Source organism: Hydrogenophaga sp. ZJX-1, from assembly GCF_048590325.1.
In the GTDB taxonomy this organism is placed as follows: Bacteria; Pseudomonadota; Gammaproteobacteria; order Burkholderiales; family Burkholderiaceae_C; genus Hydrogenophaga.
Genome location: NZ_JBMBRA010000008.1, coordinates 21219 through 38270, shown reverse-complemented (window position 1 = coordinate 38270; position 17052 = coordinate 21219). Strand labels below are relative to the sequence as shown.

Here is a 17052-nt window from a genome sequence, read left to right as displayed (position 1 = left end):
CCCGAACATGCCGACCTTCAGCGAAGCCGACATCATGGCGCTGGTGTCGCCGGTGTTCTGGCCGTTCCTGCGCATCCTGGCGGTGTTTTCCAGCGCGCCCATCTTCTCGGCCCGGTCGGTGCCGATGCGCACGCGGGTGGCGCTGGCCATGCTGATCGCGCTGTGTGCCCAGGCGGTCCTGCCCGAGCAACCCGTCATCGGCCTCACCGATCCCGACGCGTTTGCCGTGGTGCTGCAGCAGGTGGTGGTGGGTGTGGCCATCGGCCTGGCGGTGCGCATCGTGTTCTCTTCGGTCGAGCTCGCGGGTGAGGTCATCGGTCTGCAGATGGGCCTGAACTACGCCGGCTTCTTCGACCCCTCCACCAACTCGCAGACCAGCGCCGTGGGCCGCTATTTCGGCAACATCACCATGCTGCTGTTCGTGGTGCTGGGCGGTCACCTCATGGTGTTGCAGGCGGTGGTGTCCAGCTTCGAGACCTTTCCGCTCGGCGGCAGCGCCTTCGAATCGATCAACCGCCTGCGCCTGCACGAGCTCGGCGCCGTGGTGTTCCGCTATGGCCTGTGGATCGCGCTGCCCATGATCGGCCTGCTGCTGTTCATCAACATCGTGCTCGGCTTCGTCTCGCGCATCGCACCGCAGATGAACGCCTTCGCCATCGGCTTCCCGCTCACCATCACGGCCGGCCTGATCGGCATCGCCGCCACGCTGCCCATGCTCGACGGCCCGGTGGTCGCGCTGCTGAAACTGGCGACAGACATCTTCACCGGCGGTTGACGACGAAGCACCCCCGCAGCGCGCCCCTCACTCCCAGCGCAGATCACGCAGCTTCCAGTCCGCGCCCTCGCGGCGCCACTCCAGGGTCACCGCATACGGCGCCACCCGCTCGGGGATCAGACCCTGGGCGCCCGTCACCACCACCTGGGCCTCGGTCAGACCGATGGGCGAGCCCGGTGGATCGATGCGACTGTTGCGCGACACCGCGATCACCTTCACCTGCGCATAGCGCAGGAACATCAGCGTCATGGTCTTGCGCGCCCAGTCGGCGTCGTATGTGTCCTGCGCGCGGAACTTGGCACCGAGCAGGTCCATCACCGCCCCGGTGTCGCGGGCTTCGATCTGGTCCTGCAACTGCTGCACGGCGGCTTCGAGAGAAGCCTGGGGATCGTCCTTGCTGCAGGCTGTGAGCCCGACAGTCAGGCAGAACAGCACGCCCATGAAAATCCGCCGCTTCATGTCTGAACCCCCGCCCCTGTTCGATGCCCTTGTCGAGAAGGATGGCACGTGTGCGTTCACGGGGTCTGCGGCTGGCTGTGCCACCAGATCTGGCAGCGCTGGCACACGTCACCCTCAAATTCAGCTTTCAACACCCCATCCAGCACCATCCGCGGCAAGGGGTCGCCGGGGTTTCGGGCCACGAGGTGGGTGCCAGTGGACTGGGCCCAGATCTGGAACAGTTCTTCGGAGGCCACCTGGTAGGTGACGTGCCAGTGCGCGATGCCACCGGTCGCGCTGGAAGCCAGCACTTCATACGCCACGTGCACGTCTTCCTGCAGCTTCACGCGCTGCCAGTAGGCGGCCAGTTCGGTGGCGCCACGCTGAACGGCAAACGGGGTGTTGTGGTATTCGCCGTCTTCCGCGAACAGGGCCACGAACAGGGACTCATCGCGTTGTTCCCACGCCGCCTTGTAGCCTTGCATGAATTGTTCGATGTTCACGATGCACCTCTTGAGTGGTCAGGTCCCTGGTCAAGGCACGGACCCCGGCGGCCCGTTGGGTTCACACCAGGCTGTTGCGGATCGCGTAAACCGTCAGCTCCGCGTTGTTGCTCAGGTGCAGTTTCTCCAGCACCCGCGCGCGGTAGACGCTGACCGTCTTGGGGCTGAGCATGAGTTCTTCGGCGATTTCAGAGAGTTTCTTGCCGGAGGCGATTTTCTGCAGGGTCTGCAGTTCGCGTTCGGACAGGCTGGCGTGCAGTTCCTGGTCTTCCGGCGCGTTGAGGTTGTCCACCAGCATCTGGGCCACTTCGGGGGTGACGAACTTGCGCCCCTGCTGCACCGTGCGGACGGCGTTGACGAGTTCGGCCGGGTCACCGGCCTTGTTGAGGTAGCCACGGGCGCCCGCGCGCAGGCAGCGGATGGCGTACTGGTCTTCCGGGTACATGGAGACCACCAGCGTCTTGACGGGGGAGCCCTCTTCCCTCAGCGCCGCCAGCACCTCCAGGCCACCGCGCCCGGGCATGTTGAGGTCGAGCACGAGCACGTCGCAGGGGCTCTTGCGCAACTGCTCGCGCAGCTCGGGGTAGCTGCCGGCCTCGCCCACCACCTGGATGTCGACCGCCTCCGAGATGGTGTCGCGGATACCGCGGCGCACCATGGCGTGGTCGTCACACAAAATCACCTTGATCATGGGGGTCTTCCTGATGGTTGCTGGAGGTGCCTGAGCCGCCGAGCGGCACCGACAAGATGACCGAGGTGCCGCGGCCGGAGGAGCTGACGTCGAGCCAGCCGTTCACCTTCTCGGCGCGCTCCTTGAGTCCGAGCAGGCCAAACGACTGGGCCTTGCGCAGGGCGTCGGCGCTCATGCCGTGGCCGTTGTCGCTGACCTCCAGCGTGAGCACGCCCTCGCGGTCGCTGAGGTCGATCTCCACCGCGCTGGCGTGGGCGTGTTTGGCGACGTTGGTGAGCGCTTCCTGCGCGGTGCGGTAGGCCACCAGCTGCAGCTCGCGCGGCACATCCATCTGCTCCGAAGAGCGGCGCACGTGCACGCGCAGGCCGGTGCGCTGCTCGAAGCTGGCGCCGAGCCACTGCACCGCGGCCACCAGGCCCTGGTCCAGGATGGGTGGACGCAGGTTCATCATGATGCGCTGGCTGGCGCCCAGGGCGTGCTGCAACATCTCCAGCGCGGTGTCCATGTGCTGGCGCATGTCGGCTTCGACCGTGCGGCGCGCCACCCACGACAGGTCGAGCTTGACCGCCGCCAGCGCTCCGCCGATGTCGTCGTGGATTTCGCGCGCGATGTCGGCGCGCTCCTGTTCGATGCTGGTCTGCAGGTGTTCGGCCAGCTCGGCCAGTCGACGGCGCGAATCGGCCAGTTCGGCGTCGGCGCGGGCCTTGGCGCGCCGGGTTTCGCTCACCTCCAGCGCGCGCTCGATGACGTGCGAGAGACGGTTCATGCTGTCCTTGAGCAGGTAGTCGCTCACGCCGCGGTGCATGGCATCGACCGCAGCGGTCTCGCCGATGGCGCCCGAGAGGATCACAAAGGGGATGTCGATGCCGTTCTGGAGGGCCTGTTCCCAGGCGTCCATGCCGGTGAAACCGGGCAGGTGGTAGTCGGCCAGCACGAGGTCGTGTTGCCCGGACGCCAGTTCGCGCCGGAAATCGTCCAGGGTGTCGACCAGGGTGAGCTGGCAGTTCATCTGGCTGCGTTGCAGCGCGAACTTGACCAGCGCGTGGTCGACCCGGGAATCCTCGAGGTGGAGGATGCGCACCAGGCGCTTGTCGGTGTGTTCTGGCATGCCGCTATTTGGTGGATGGGTCGGACGGGTGGCCAGACTCCCGGGGGCAAGGCGGCGAAATGCTGCTGAATTTGACCCGTTATCTGCCGATACAGGATGTCTATGGTCGGGAAAATTGTAATGCCCGACAGCCCGAGACCTGTCTCACCCACAGCCCGATACACCCAACGCACCGCACACCATGGACCACCCGATGATGCAGCAGACGACACCGTCTGTGTCCCTGCCCGTGAACCTGGTGGCCGACATCCAGGACTCGCTGCTGATGGCCATGACCGATCTGAAGCGGCTCGAAGGCCTGCTTGATCACGCCACGGGCAACCTGCTGGAGCGCTTCAGCACGGCCAACCACGCGCTGGGCAACCTGGCGTCGCAGAAAGACACCGACGATCTCCTGAGCATCCGCCACAGCCTGCACCAGGCCGTGACCGAGCTGCAGTTCCACGACATGGCGACCCAGCTCATCGTGCACACCGGCAAGGTGCTGCAGGGCTGCGCCTGGAAGCTCGCCGACGAGACCATGGAGCCCGAAGAAGACGAGTTGCCTCTGTACATCGACCCCACGCCCGACCGGCCCAGCCCCGTCACCCAGAACGAGATGGACGCCGGTTCCATCGACCTGTTCTAAAGCTAAAGCAGCCGGCCCTTTTTGCCGATATGTGTTCGAAACACGGAGTACTCCATGCAATCGATTCTTGCCGTTGACGACTCGGCGTCCATGCGAAAAATGGTGTCGTTCACCCTGACCGGTGCCGGTTTTCACGTGGTGGAAGCGGTGGATGGCCAGGACGCCCTTGAAAAGGCCCAGAACCACGCCATCGATCTGGTTCTGACCGACCAGAACATGCCCCGGCTTGACGGCCTGGGCCTGACCAGGAAGCTGCGCGAGCACCCCAAATTCAAGACCACGCCCATCCTGATCCTGACCACCGAGTCGAGCGACCTGATGAAGCAGGCCGGCCGTGCCGCCGGTGCCACGGGCTGGCTGGTCAAGCCGTTTGATCCGGGTCGCCTGATCGAGGTCATTCAGAAGGTCATCCGCTGAAGACCGCCACGACACGTCCCCGATCCAGGAGCCATACATGGGTGAAATGATGAATGAAGGCGCGAACCTCGGTGGCAACATCGACCTGAGCCAGTTCTACGAAATTTTCTTTGAGGAAGCCGGCGAAAACCTGGACCAGATGGAGCAGATGCTGCTGCACCTGGACCTGGAGCAGGCCGACGACGAAGAACTCAACGCCATCTTCCGCTGCGCGCATTCCATCAAGGGCGGCGCGGCCACTTTCGGCTTTGCCGACGTGGCCGAGCTCACGCACCAGATGGAGTCGCTGCTGGACAAGCTGCGCCGCCACGAACTGCAGCCCACGCCGCCCATGGTGGACGTGCTGCTGGAATCGTCCGACGCGCTGCGCCTGCTGCTGGCGCGCCACCAGGGCCGCAACGTGGACTCTCCGGGCACATCCGATCTGGTCAGCCGCATCAGCCGGCTGGCCCACGGGGTACCTGTGGCCGCGCCCGTGGTGAGCACGCCGGAACCGGTCAACACGCCGCAGGCCGCACCGGTCATCGCCGCCCCGCCCGCCGCCAGTGGCGAACGTGAGCTGGACATCCACATCGGTCCGATGGACAACCCGGCCGAGGCCGACTGCATCGCCGAACTGTTCCGCGACATCACCGGCCTGGGCCGCATCGAAGCGCTGCCCTGCGATGAAGCGGACCGGCGCGTCTACCGCGTGCACACCACGTCCAGCGACACCGACCTGATGGACCTGTTCACGTTCCACGTGAGCAAGGAACAGATCCAGATCGTGGACAAGTCCGCCCAGGCCACCCAGGCGCCAGGCCCGACACCCGGCGCCGACTTCGGCTTCTTCGACGGCGCCCCGGGGGTGCCCGTGGAGGCGCCCACCGCCAACACCGCACCGGTGGCGACACCAGCGCCGGTGGCGACCGCTGGCCCCAAAGTTGAGGCGCGCGCGCCCACCCCGACCTCGCCCGAATCGAGCACGCTGCGCGTGTCGGTGAGCAAGGTGGATCAGCTGATCAACCTGGTGGGCGAACTCGTCATCACCCAGGCCATGCTGGCGCAAAAGAGCCGCGAGCTCGACAGCACCGCCAACCAGCCCCTGCTGGCCGGTCTGGCCGACCTCGACCGCAATACCCGCGACCTGCAGGAAGCGGTGATGTCGATCCGCATGATTCCGATGTCGGTGGTGTTCAACCGCTTCCCGCGCATGCTGCGCGACCTGGCCGGCAAGCTGGGCAAGAAGGTCGAGCTGATCACCCACGGCGAGGCCACCGAACTCGACAAGGGCCTGATCGAGAAGATCACCGACCCGCTGACCCACCTGATCCGCAACAGCTGCGACCACGGCATCGAGATGCCCGACGAGCGCCGCGCCAAGGGCAAGTCCGACCACGGCAACATCACGCTCTCGGCCTCGCACCAGGGCGGCTCCATCCTGATCGAGGTGCGCGACGACGGCAAGGGCCTCTCGCGCGAGAAGCTGCTGAAGAAGGCACGCGAAAAAGGCATGGACGCACCCGACTCGCTGAGCGACGCCGAGGTCTGGAACCTGATCCTCGCGCCAGGCTTCTCCACCGCCGAGGTCGTGACCGACGTGTCCGGCCGTGGCGTGGGCATGGACGTGGTCAAGAAGAACATCGCCTCGCTGGGCGGCACGGTCGAGATCGACTCCTCCGAAGGTTATGGCATGAGCGTCAAGGTGCGCCTGCCGCTCACGCTGGCCATCATGGACGGCATGAGCGTGCGCGTCAGCGACGAGGTCTACATCCTGCCGCTGTCGTCGGTGATCGAGTCGTTCCAGATCCGGCCGAGCGACATCAACACCGTGGCGCAGGGCGCCCAGCTGGTGAAGGTGCGCGACGAATACATGCCGGTGATCGAACTGGAGCGGGTGTTCCAGGTGCCGCGTTTCGAATACAACCCGGCCAGCCCGATCATGGTGGTGGTGGAGTCCGACGGCGCCCGCGTGGCGCTCATGGTGGACGAGCTGCTGGGACAGCAACAGGTGGTGATCAAGAACCTGGAGTCGAACTACCGCAAGGTGCCCAACATCTCGGGCGCCACCATCTTGGGCGATGGCAAGGTGGCCCTGATCCTGGACACCTCGGGTCTGGTGCGCCGTTCGAGGCACTGATTCCGCGTTCCAAGTCCGCCGTCCACCTGGTGTCTCCATGCTGCAATCGACCCGCCCTCCGCTTCGCGCCACCCAGCCTCCACAGGATCTGGCGGGGCTGGACGACGGCCCCCTGTCCCAGGGCCGCGAGTTCCTCTGGTCCGACGCCGATTTCACGCGCATCAAGGCGCTGATCTACAAGAAGGCGGGCATCAGCCTGCACGACGGCAAACACGCCATGGTCTACAGCCGCGTCTCGCGCCGCCTGCGCGACACCGGCCACACCAGCTTCAAGAGCTATCTGGACGGGCTGGAGCAACACGACGGTCCCGAATGGCAGGCGTTCATCAACGCGCTGACCACCAACCTCACGGCGTTTTTCCGTGAGCAGCACCACTTTGAAATCCTGCACGATCTGCTGGCCGCGAAACGCACCCAGCCCTGGCGCATCTGGTGCTCGGCCGCCTCCACCGGCGAAGAACCGTATTCGATCGCCATGACGGCCACCGAGGCGCTGGGCAGCAGCGGCAACTTCAGCCTGGTCAACAGCGACATCGACACCCAGGTGCTGGCCACCGCCGCGCGCGGGGTCTACAAGAGCGAAGGCGTGAAGGGCCTGAGCCCCGATCGGCTGCAGCGCTACTTCATGCGTGGCAAGGGCAACAACGCCGGCCTCATGCGCGTGAAACCCGAGCTGCAAAAGCACATGGAGTTCATGAGCGTCAACCTGATCCAGGACCTGCCGTTTCGCGAACCCTTTGACGTCGTCTTCTGCCGCAACGTGATGATCTATTTCGACGCCGCCACCCAGCGCCAGGTGCTGGAGCGCATCCACCGGGTGATGAAACCCGGCGGCATGCTGTTCGTCGGTCACGCGGAGAACTTCAGCGACGCGCGCAGCCTGTTCACCCTGCACGGAAAGACGGTGTATGAGCGCATATGATGCCGCCCCCAGCCCGGTCCGCCCCCCCATGCCCGCCTTCGCTGCGACGGGTCTCATGCGCAGTCCCAGCCTGGATGCCCTGAAGGCACAACCCCGCAAGCCGGGTGAGGCCTCGTTCCTCTACCACGACCACCACTTCAAGCACGACGCCGTGAAGGTGCTGCCGGGCGAGTACTACGTGACCACCGCGGACATGATGATCATGACCGTGCTCGGCTCCTGCATCGCCGCCTGCATCTGGGACCCCAAGGTCCGCGTCGGCGGCATGAACCATTTCATGCTGCCCGAGGGCAACGGTGACACCTCCGGGCGCTACGGCTCCTACGCCATGGAACTGCTGATCAACGAGATGATCAAGCTCGGCGCCCGGCGCGAGACCATGCAGGCCAAGGTGTTCGGCGGTGGCCAGGTGATGCACAGCTTCACCACCATGAATGTCGGTGAACGCAACACGGAATTCGTGCTCGACTACCTGCAGACCGAACGCATCGCCGTGATCTCCAGGGACGTGCTCGACATCCATCCGCGCAAGGTGTGCTATTTCCCGGCCACCGGCAAAGCCATGTGCAAGCGCCTGGCGCATTCGCACCCCGAGACGCTGGAAACGCAGGAGCGCAAGGGCAGCGCGGCGATGGTGGCCAAGACCACGTCCGGCGGCTCGGTCGATCTGTTCTGAACACATGACAACCACCCCCGTCGCTTGCTCGCTGCGCGCAGCCGCATCCCCCCTCAAGGGGGCAACACCAGTGGCCCGGCAAAGCCGGTTCCACGGTGTTTTTGGGCAAGGCACGCGTTTCCCCAAAAAGGATTGAAATGGCCCAGATCAAAGTGGTGGTGGTCGACGATTCGGCGCTGGTGCGCAGCCTGCTGACCGAGATCATCAACCGCCAGCCGGACATGCGTTGCGTGGGGGCGGCCAGCGACCCGCTGGTGGCGCGCGAGATGATCCGCGAACTCAACCCCGACGTCATCACGCTCGACGTGGAAATGCCGCGCATGGACGGGCTCGAATTCCTCTCGCGCCTGATGCGCCTGCGCCCGATGCCGGTGGTGATGGTCTCCACCCTCACCGAGCAGGGTGCCGAGATCACCCTGCGCGCGCTCGAAATGGGCGCCGTGGACTACGTGGCCAAACCGCGCATCGGCATCAGCAGCGGCCTGCAGGAACTCGCCACCGACATCGTGGACAAGATCCGTGTCGCCGCCTGCGCCCACGTCAAGCGCCTGGGCCCCGCGCCCGCCGCCTCGCCGGCACCGGCAGCGGGTGCAGCACCCGGTCTCAGCGTGAGCGAGCCGCCCCGCGCACCGCTGCCGCGCCTGTCGACCGAAAAAATCATCTGCATCGGCGCCTCCACCGGCGGCACCGAGGCCATCCGCGAGGTGCTGGTGCCGCTGCCGGCCGACTCACCCGCCATCGTGATCACCCAGCACATGCCACCGGGTTTCACCACCAGCTTTGCGGCGCGGCTCAATTCGCTCTGCCGCATCAACGTGGAAGAAGCGCGCCACGGCCAGCGCATCCTGCCCGGCCACGCCTACATCGCGCCCGGTGGCCACCACCTGCGCATCGACCGCAGCGGTTCGAACTACGTCGCCGTGGTCGAAGACACCGAGCCGGTCAACCGGCACCGCCCTTCGGTGGAGGTGCTGTTCAAGTCGGCCGCGCGCGTGCTCGGCCCCAACGCGCTGGGCATCATGCTCACCGGCATGGGTGCCGACGGTGCGCAGGCCATGCGCGAGATGAAGGACGCCGGCAGCTACAACTACGTGCAGGACGAGGCCAGCTGCGTCGTCTTCGGCATGCCGCGCATGGCCATTCAGGCCGGCGCGGCGCACGAGGTCCTGCCGCTTTCGCAGATCACCCCCGCCCTGCTCAACCGCCTGGCCAGCAACCCCGCCCTGGTGCGCCACCGCATCTGAAGTCCATTGCCCCACCACCCTGACATTGAACATGACGCCCATGAACACCCGCCGCACCTTCACCTCCGGGCTGCTGCTCGCCGGTCTCCTGATCTCCGGTGCCGCGCTCGCGCTGGACGCACCCAAGGAGCGCGCCATCCTGACCATCACCGGCAAGATCGCCGAAAAGAACGCCGGCGACAAGGCGCGTTTCGACATGAAGATGATCGAGGCCCTGCCGCAGCACACCTTCACCACCAGCACGCCCTGGTTTGACAAGCCGGTCAAGTTCACCGGCCCGCTGCTGGCCGACGTGCTGGCCGCGGTCAAGGCCAGCGGCAGCAAGATCAGCGCCGTGGCCATCAACGACTACAAGATCAGCATCCCCGTGGACGACACCACCAAGTACAAGCTGGTGGTCGCTCGCCTGATCGACGACCGGGCCATCCCTGTGCGCGAGAAGGGCCCGCTGTTTGTGGTCTACAACTTTGACAGCGCCGCCGAACTGCGCACCTCGACCTACTACGAACGTTCGATCTGGCAACTCAAGGCCCTGGAAGTGCAATGATGTTCCAGTTGCCGAATCTGGCCCGCTGGCAAGGTCGGCAATGGGTCATTGCCCTCACCTTGCTGCTGGCGATCACCCTCACCCCGCTGGGCTGGATCCAGTGGCGGCAGTTCCGCCTGCTCGACGACGTGTCGAACAACCAGGTCGATTCGATCATGTGGCAGGCCTACCAGCTCGAACGCGAACTGGGACGGCTCAGGCAGAGCCTGACGCACGCCGGCAGCCCCGAAGTGGATGGCGAAACACTGGTCGAACGCTACGAGGTTTTCCTCAGCCGCATCGACCTGCTGACCAAAATCCCCCGCCGCGACCTGCTCGAAGCATCGTACGAATACACCACCACGGTGGCGCTGATCAACGACTTCGTCAAGATCGCCGATCCGCTGTTTGCGCAATCGCAGCAATTGATCGACAACCCCGAGCAGCGCCAGCTGCTGCTGAACCGCGTTGACGCGTTGCAGCTGCCGCTGGCCGAACTCACGCGCGAGGCCAACCGGGCCGTCGCGCGTTTCCTCGACGAACGCAACCAGCAGCTGCAACAGCAGGGCCTGCTGGTGATCGGTCTGGCCGCGGGCCAGATCGTGATCATGCTGCTCTTCCTCGGCTTGCTGATCCGCCACATCCGGCGCCAGCAGCGGCAGTATATCCAGCTGGAAAGGCTCAGCCAGGAGCTCGCCGAAGCGCGCGACCAGGCCGAAGCGGCGAACCACGGCAAGAGCGTCTTCCTGGCCAACATGAGTCACGAGATCCGCACCCCGTTCCAGGGCCTGCTGGGCATGCTCAACCTGCTCGACGATGCCACGCTGTCCAGCCAGCAGCGCGACTACCTGGGCACCGCCCGCGACTCTGCGCTGCACCTGCTCGGTGTGCTCAACGACATCCTCGACGTCTCGACCCTGGAGTCGGGCACGCTCAAGCTGTCGGTGGCGCCGATCCACCTGCCGGGTGTGCTGCATGAGGTGGACGGTCTGATGCAGGTCGCTGCGCGCGACAAGGGCCTGAGCCTGAACATGTACGCCGCAGCCGACCTGCCCGGATGGGTCATGGCCGACGCCACCCGCCTGCGCCAGATCATGTTCAACCTGATCAACAACGCCATCAAGTTCACGCCCAAGGGCAGCGTGATCGCCGAACTCACGCGCGCGCCCGACGGACAGTCCGGTGTGGTCCTGGCGGTGCGCGACACCGGCGTGGGCATGGACCCGGAAACCCTGGAGCGTCTTTTCACCCGCTTCTACCAGGCCGACAACTCGCTGCGTCGCCGCATCGGCGGCACCGGTCTGGGTCTGGAGATCTCGCGCAACCTGGCCCGCATGATGGGCGGCGACATCGAAGTCAGCAGCCAACCCGGCGTGGGCTCGGTGTTCACGGTGCGCCTGCAACTGCCCGAGGCGCAGGACCCGGCCGAGGAACATGTCATCCCGGCCGGCAGCGGTCAGACGCGCCAGTTGCGCGTGCTGGTGGCCGAAGACCACCCGATCAACCTGAAGTACATGAGCATCCTGCTCGACAAGATGGGGCACGAAGCCACCTTCTGCGAAAACGGTCAGGAAGCCCTGCAGTTGCTGGCGATGCACACGTTTGACGTGGTGCTGCTGGACTACCACATGCCGGTGCTCGACGGCATGGCCACCACCGAAGCCATCCGCCAGCTCGACGGCCCGGCGTCGCAGATCAAGGTGATCCTGGTCACGGCCGACGTCGTCAACGACACGCGCAAGCGCGCGCTGGACGTAGGTGTGAACGAGTTCGCCAGCAAACCGCTGCAGGCCAGCGACCTGCAGCGTGCACTGGCACGTTGCGGCCTGCTCGACGAGCCTGGCCACAGATCGCTGCTGGGCGCGCTGAACACGCGCGCGTCAAACCCGTTCCCGCTGTCGTCGTACGAGCTGCCGGTGCGTCTGCCGGACCTGAGCCTTTCAGCCGCGGGCCTGGTCGACACCGAGTCGTACACCGAGATCGTGGCCATGATGCCGGACGACTCGCTCGACGAGCTGCTCAAGACCGTGTTCGAACCCCCGGAGGGTACGGTGCACGTGTTGCTGGCGGCGCTGGCCGAAGGCAACCACGCGGCGGTGGGCTACAACGCCCACAAGCTCAAGGGTACCTGCATGCTGATGGGCTTCCGCGCGCTGGTGAAAACGTCTGCCCAGATCGAACACCTGGCCACGCAGACGCAGGACGTGGTGCCGGTGGCGCTGGGTCAGCAACTGCTGCGCGAGATGGAGCTCACACAAAAGGCCTTGCGCCACTTCGAGTTGCGCCAGGCGGCATGAAGCCGTCCGACAAGGCCGGCCCGGCGGCGCCCTGGTTTGCACCGCTTCGTGCATCGGGGTGTGCTCCGGCGCCATGAAAGTACCGATACGGCCCTCCATTCGGTCGGCAGTCCCGCCAAAACAAAGGGCAGGTGCATGGCACCTGCCCTTTGTTTTGGGCGTGGTTGTTGATCAGACCCGGCGGCTGATCAGACTGCCCGCTTCCAGCGGCGCCCAGCTGCTGGTGCCCTGCTCGGTGTAGGCCACCGGCTCCTGGCCGGGACGGCCTTCGCCCGGCTGCGTAGACGCTGCGTTGTTCGACACCGACGTGGGGACCGCGGTGCCGGTCACCTGGGCCGGGCTTGTATCGGTGGCCACCGGTGTGATCGCAGCCGATAACCCCACGCCGGTCGAGCTCTCGGCGACCTGCAGCTGTTGCTCCCGGCCGAGCACCACGTCAACCACCGCAGCGCTGGCCTTCCAGACGCTGGTGAGCACGTCCTGCAGTGGCAGTTTCTGGGCCGCCTTTTCCTGTGCCAGGGCTTCGGCTGCCAGGCGTTCTGCCTTTTCCGCCGCCTCGGCCTGGCTGGTCGGGGCGTTTTCGCGGCCCCCGTCGGCCTGCTCCCGTGGCAACAAAGGCGCGGTTGACGGCGCGGTGGATTCGGCCGCGTCTTTTCCACCGCTGGCCATCCGTGTGGCCTGCGCCTGACCGTCTCGTCCACCGGTGTTCGTGCCCGTCTGCGTGTCTCGCGAGAGGGCCCGCGTGGGCTGGACGGCCGAGACGATGGCCACTGGCGCGACCACGGGGGACGCGGCTGGCGGCCAATGCACCGGCTGGCTGGTTGTGAAACTGATCATGGCAAACCCCTTGAGAACGGGACCAGCGGATCAAGACAATTCCGCTGGTCCTCTGAGGTTTCGGCCGTGCATCCCCGAACTTGAGCCCTTTTCACCGCCTTGTTCCGACGAACGGCAGCACAAAAATCGGATACCCGATGTTCACCGCGCCGGAGCGTGATCCGCAACGCATGAGAAGCCCCAGCCAAGGGGCACCGCCGGGCCGGCACTCAGCCCCCTTGAGCGGGTCGCGCGAAGCGCGGCGGGGGTGTTCAGACCGATGTGAACTCTTTTTCGTGCATCCAGGCGGCGTGCTTGGGCGCGCGCTTGGTTTTCGACCATTCGTTGAGCATGTCCCATTTCACGTCGTCGAGCTTCTTCATCATCTCGGGCGTGGCGGTGTTGGCCGCCAGCTCCAGGCGGTGGCCGTTCGGATCGAAGAAGTAGATCGATTTGAAGATGGTGTGGTCGGTCACACCGACCACCGGGATGCCGGCGGCTTCCAGGCGAGCCTTGGTGGCTTCCAGTTCCGCCACGGTATCGACTTCGAGCGCGATGTGCTGCACCCAGTCGGGGGTGTTGGGGTCGCGGCCCATTTCGGGCGCATTGGGCAGCTCGAAGAAGGCCAGGATGTTGCCGCCGCCCGCGTCCATGAACAAATGCATGTAAGGGTCGGGTGCGTGGGTCGAGGGCACCTGGTCTTCGGCGATGGCGAGCACGAAGTTCATGCCCAGGTGCTTCTGGTACCACTCGACGGTGGTCTTGGCGTCCTTGCAACGGTAGGCGACATGGTGGATCTTGCGGATGTTGGACATGGTGTTTTCCTTCGGGTGAATGGGTTCAGACGCCTTCGCGGGCGATGGCGAGGGCCTGCTTGAGGGCACTGATGTCGCCCACCTGGTTGGCCAGCAGCAGGATCAGCTTGGCGTTGAGCAGCTGGCTCTGTTCGTCGCTGAGGTCGCGGTGGGTCTCGATCAGGGCTTCGTAGAAATCGTCGCCGGGCGTGAAGTCGCGGAAGTAACGCTGGCCGGGTTCGGCGAGGTTGGGCTGGAGTTGCAAGGGCATGTTGTGTCTCCTCGGGTGGTGTTCAGGCCGCCACGGTTTCAGGGGTGGTCTGTGCGGTCGCACGGGCCAGCGCGGCGCGCACGGCGGCGACGTCAAACCGGCGCCAGCGCGCGGCCACGTGCTGGTCGGGGCGCATCAGGTAGCAGGTGCCGGGACGCGCATCCATGCGCTGGGCCATCAGTCCGTCGCGGTCGTGCAGCACCGTGAGGCCAGCCGCCTTGTCCGACACTTTGTCGGCGTGCGCCGTGACCAGCACCACCTCCACCGGGATGGAAGCACTGGACAGCGGCGCGGCCTGCGCGCGCACCAGCGGGTCGAGCTGCTCCACGCTGTCGGCAAAGGCCAGCAACTGGAAGCGGTTGCCCAGCTGATCGAGCAGCCAGGCGTCTTGCCCCGCGACCCGCACCGGCGCGTCGTCCAGCGGCGCGCCCGGGACCATGTCACCGTCGAAAGCATCCGCGTCGGGCGTGTTCAGGGCCGAGTTCACCAGGAAGGCCGGCACGCTCAGCCGCCCGGAATTCACCAGCTTGCGGGCAAACGGTTGCGTGCGCGCCAGCTCCAGCGCGGCGTTGCGGAACAGCTTGCTGACCGCGCTCTTGGGTGTGATGAAGTCGGTGGAGCGGGTGGAGTTGCGGATGTTTTCGTCGGCGGCGTAGGTGCGGTCGGCGTCGTAGCTGTCGAGCAGTCGCTCGGGCGCCAGGCCCTTCATCACCAGCGCCAGCTTCCACATCAGGTCGTCGGTGTCCTGGAAGCCGGAGTTGGCACCGCGTGCGCCGAACGGCGAGACCTGGTGCGCCGCATCGCCCACGAACAGCAGATGCCCGTGGCGGAAGTTCTTCATGCGCCGGCACTGGAAGGTGTAGATGCTGGCCCACTCCAGCTCGAACTCGCGCTCGTCGCCCAGCATGGCCTTCACGCGTGGAATGATGTTCTCGGGCTTCTTCTCTTCTTCCGGATCGGCGTCCCAGCCGAGCTGGAAGTCGATGCGCCAGACGTTGTCGCTCTGCTTGTGCAACAGCACGCTCTGGTTGGGATGGAACGGTGGGTCGAACCAGAACCAGCGCTCGGCCGGGAAGTCGGCCTTCATGATCACGTCGGCTATCAGGAAGCGGTCCTTGAACACGTGGCCTTCGATGTCCAGGCCGAGCTGGCGGCGCACGTTGCTGCGCGCCCCATCGGCGACGATCAGCCAGTCGGCGTCGATCTCGAAGTTGCCGTCGGGGGTTTCGATGCTCACGCGCGCACCGTCGGCCAGCGGCTCGACGCCGACCACCTTGTATTTCCAGCGCAGGTCCACGCCCAGCGCTTCGGCACGGTGCACCAGCGCTTCTTCCAGGTGGTACTGCTGCAGGTTGATCATGCCGGGGCGCTTGTGGCCGGCATCGGGCACGAGGTTGAAGCGGTAGACCTCTTCTTCGCGCAGGAAGGTGCGGCCCACGTTCCAGCTCACACCCTTGTCGACGATGGGGTCGCCGACGCCGAGGCGGTCGAGGATTTCGAGTGCGCGCTTGGCGTAACAGACGGCGCGCGAGCCGAAGGAGACGCTGTCTTCTTCGTCGAACAGCAGCACGTCCAGCCCCTGCAGGCGGGCGTCGATGGCGGCGGCGAGGCCGACCGGACCGGCGCCGATGACGACCAGCGGTTTGCGCTGCGGCGCGCCCTGCATGAGGTCGGCCGGGCCGGTGTACGGGAAGGTGGGGTAGGTGTAGGTGGCCATCCGGTGTTTGCTCCTTCGTTGTCACCTCCGCTGGAGAAAAGCGGTGGCGTTGTCAGGGTTGGACTGTAGCCGATAATTTCACATCAGTAAATACGTTTCTCTAAACGTAATTTGTAAACCCATCAAAACGGTGATCCTGATTGTTCCCTCCGGATGTGCGGGATGCAAGGAAAGGTGCTGTGAGGAACCGCTCTGGGTCCGTCTGGGTCTTGGCGGGTCTGGCGAGGCCGGGCGCTCTGCGCCGCTCATGTCCCCCGGCGGCCTGCGGCCACCTCCTCCTTTACTTCGCTATGCAGAACACCCCACCTCGCCAGACCGGTGGCGCGTGGGTAAGCGAACGAAGAGGCCTGCCTTGATCGCCGGCGTGCAGGCCGACTGCAAACACCAGTGACTTGCGCGCGGGTATTCCCGCTATGAGCGTCCACCCATGTGCAGGCCGCGAACGGCGGGTGGTTGACGCAGCGAAGTAAAGGAGGAGGCGGCCGCAGGCCGCCGGGGGACATGAGCGCAGTTGACCGCCCGGCGTTCGCGGCAACCCCACCCTTGGGCGTGCAACGCGCCGCCACCCGACACGTCGGCAACTCACCCGAAAGGGCGAGAAGCGAGAAAAATCAGATACCCGCTTCGCCAGCGATGTCGTCAACCGCGTCATCGACCGGCTCGTCCACCGGCGGCTTGACCAGAGTGACCGGCACCGGCGAGAGCCGCACCATCTCCTGCGACACCGAGCCCAGCACCGCCGCGCGCAGACCGCCACCGTGCGCCGTCATGATCACCGCCTCGCAGCCGTTGCGCTCCACCATCTCGACCAGCATGTTCGCCGGGTCTCCGGTGGCCGTGTCCTGCGTCACCGACAGCCCCGCTGCCTGCAGCAGGTGCACGGCCGAGCGCATGAGATCGTGGCCTGCGGCCTCGTTCACCTGCTCCAGCACCGCCGGATCGTGCGCCACCATCAGTTCGTACAGCGTCGCCGTTTCCTGCACATTCGCCACCACGAAACGCGCCTTGAGACCCGCGCTCACCAGTCGCAGGGCATGGCGCACCGCCAGCAAGGCGTGCTCGGAACCGTCTACAGGAATCAGGATCTTGATCATTGAAGCTCTCCTCTGG

General features: G+C 65.7%; 18 protein-coding genes. 9 read left to right on the top strand and 9 right to left on the bottom strand.

Annotated elements, in window-relative coordinates:
- Positions 1 to 7 precede the first annotated feature (7 nt).
- The gene (fliR, locus tag ACN5W5_RS20160) at positions 8 to 775 is read left to right on the top strand and encodes a flagellar biosynthetic protein FliR (RefSeq protein WP_420050241.1); all 768 of its coding nucleotides are present in this window, start codon (positions 8 to 10) and stop codon (positions 773 to 775) included.
- Positions 776 to 802: 27 nt separating this feature from the next.
- Here the strand turns inward: fliR and ACN5W5_RS20155 are convergent, their stop codons facing one another.
- The 4 genes from ACN5W5_RS20155 to ACN5W5_RS20140 form a co-directional block, all read right to left on the bottom strand.
- Positions 803 to 1234, bottom strand: a complete 432-nt coding sequence (locus ACN5W5_RS20155) for a hypothetical protein (RefSeq protein ID WP_420050240.1) — start codon at positions 1232 to 1234, stop codon at positions 803 to 805.
- Positions 1235 to 1290: 56 nt separating this feature from the next.
- A complete protein-coding gene (locus ACN5W5_RS20150; RefSeq protein WP_420050239.1) occupies positions 1291 to 1716 on the bottom strand; it encodes a nuclear transport factor 2 family protein in 426 nt (141 codons plus the stop codon).
- Between the two features lie 61 nt (positions 1717 to 1777).
- Positions 1778 to 2407: a response regulator gene (locus tag ACN5W5_RS20145; protein WP_420050238.1), complete on the bottom strand. Its 630-nt coding sequence runs from the start codon at positions 2405 to 2407 to the stop codon at positions 1778 to 1780.
- Complete coding sequence (locus ACN5W5_RS20140; protein ID WP_420050237.1) at positions 2385 to 3515, bottom strand: ATP-binding protein; 1131 nt, start codon at positions 3513 to 3515, stop codon at positions 2385 to 2387. The genes ACN5W5_RS20145 and ACN5W5_RS20140 overlap by 23 nt, the downstream gene beginning before the upstream one ends.
- Before the next feature lie 181 nt (positions 3516 to 3696).
- On the opposite strand from ACN5W5_RS20140, the gene ACN5W5_RS20135 reads away from it, so the two are divergent.
- The 8 genes from ACN5W5_RS20135 to ACN5W5_RS20100 all read left to right on the top strand — a co-directional run bounded on the left by ACN5W5_RS20135 (position 3697) and on the right by ACN5W5_RS20100 (position 12344).
- Positions 3697 to 4143, top strand: coding sequence for a hypothetical protein (locus ACN5W5_RS20135; RefSeq protein ID WP_420050236.1), 447 nt, complete (start codon positions 3697 to 3699; stop codon positions 4141 to 4143).
- A 54-nt stretch (positions 4144 to 4197) separates the two neighbouring features.
- Positions 4198 to 4560 (top strand): response regulator, encoded by a 363-nt coding sequence (locus ACN5W5_RS20130; RefSeq protein ID WP_420050235.1) that lies wholly within the window; start codon positions 4198 to 4200, stop codon positions 4558 to 4560.
- Positions 4561 to 4597: 37 nt separating this feature from the next.
- Positions 4598 to 6679 (top strand): chemotaxis protein CheA, encoded by a 2082-nt coding sequence (locus ACN5W5_RS20125; protein WP_420050234.1) that lies wholly within the window; start codon positions 4598 to 4600, stop codon positions 6677 to 6679.
- A 37-nt stretch (positions 6680 to 6716) separates the two neighbouring features.
- Complete coding sequence (locus ACN5W5_RS20120; protein WP_420050233.1) at positions 6717 to 7601, top strand: CheR family methyltransferase; 885 nt, start codon at positions 6717 to 6719, stop codon at positions 7599 to 7601.
- Between the two features lie 28 nt (positions 7602 to 7629).
- Positions 7630 to 8277, top strand: a complete 648-nt coding sequence (gene cheD, locus ACN5W5_RS20115) for a chemoreceptor glutamine deamidase CheD (protein ID WP_420050404.1) — start codon at positions 7630 to 7632, stop codon at positions 8275 to 8277.
- Between the two features lie 137 nt (positions 8278 to 8414).
- Positions 8415 to 9521: a protein-glutamate methylesterase/protein-glutamine glutaminase gene (locus ACN5W5_RS20110; protein ID WP_420050232.1), complete on the top strand. Its 1107-nt coding sequence runs from the start codon at positions 8415 to 8417 to the stop codon at positions 9519 to 9521.
- 40 nt (positions 9522 to 9561) lie between these two features.
- Positions 9562 to 10068 carry a hypothetical protein gene (locus tag ACN5W5_RS20105; protein ID WP_420050231.1) on the top strand — a complete coding sequence of 169 codons (507 nt, stop codon included), beginning with the start codon at positions 9562 to 9564 and terminating at the stop codon, positions 10066 to 10068.
- Positions 10065 to 12344 carry an ATP-binding protein gene (locus ACN5W5_RS20100; RefSeq protein WP_420050230.1) on the top strand — a complete coding sequence of 760 codons (2280 nt, stop codon included), beginning with the start codon at positions 10065 to 10067 and terminating at the stop codon, positions 12342 to 12344. Before ACN5W5_RS20105 ends, ACN5W5_RS20100 begins: the two co-directional genes overlap by 4 nt.
- A gap of 171 nt (positions 12345 to 12515) precedes the next feature.
- Here the strand turns inward: ACN5W5_RS20100 and ACN5W5_RS20095 are convergent, their stop codons facing one another.
- From ACN5W5_RS20095 to ACN5W5_RS20075, 5 genes are all read right to left on the bottom strand, one after another.
- A complete protein-coding gene (locus ACN5W5_RS20095; protein WP_420050229.1) occupies positions 12516 to 13181 on the bottom strand; it encodes a hypothetical protein in 666 nt (221 codons plus the stop codon).
- A gap of 251 nt (positions 13182 to 13432) precedes the next feature.
- Positions 13433 to 13975, bottom strand: a complete 543-nt coding sequence (locus tag ACN5W5_RS20090; RefSeq protein ID WP_420050228.1) for a VOC family protein — start codon at positions 13973 to 13975, stop codon at positions 13433 to 13435.
- A 25-nt stretch (positions 13976 to 14000) separates the two neighbouring features.
- Positions 14001 to 14225: a DUF2783 domain-containing protein gene (locus ACN5W5_RS20085; protein WP_210829631.1), complete on the bottom strand. Its 225-nt coding sequence runs from the start codon at positions 14223 to 14225 to the stop codon at positions 14001 to 14003.
- A gap of 22 nt (positions 14226 to 14247) precedes the next feature.
- On the bottom strand, positions 14248 to 15942 hold the full coding sequence (locus ACN5W5_RS20080; protein WP_420050227.1) for an FAD-dependent oxidoreductase: 1695 nt from the start codon (positions 15940 to 15942) through the stop codon (positions 14248 to 14250).
- A 611-nt stretch (positions 15943 to 16553) separates the two neighbouring features.
- Positions 16554 to 17036 carry a universal stress protein gene (locus ACN5W5_RS20075; protein WP_420050226.1) on the bottom strand — a complete coding sequence of 161 codons (483 nt, stop codon included), beginning with the start codon at positions 17034 to 17036 and terminating at the stop codon, positions 16554 to 16556.
- Between the last annotated feature and the right edge of the window lie 16 nt (positions 17037 to 17052).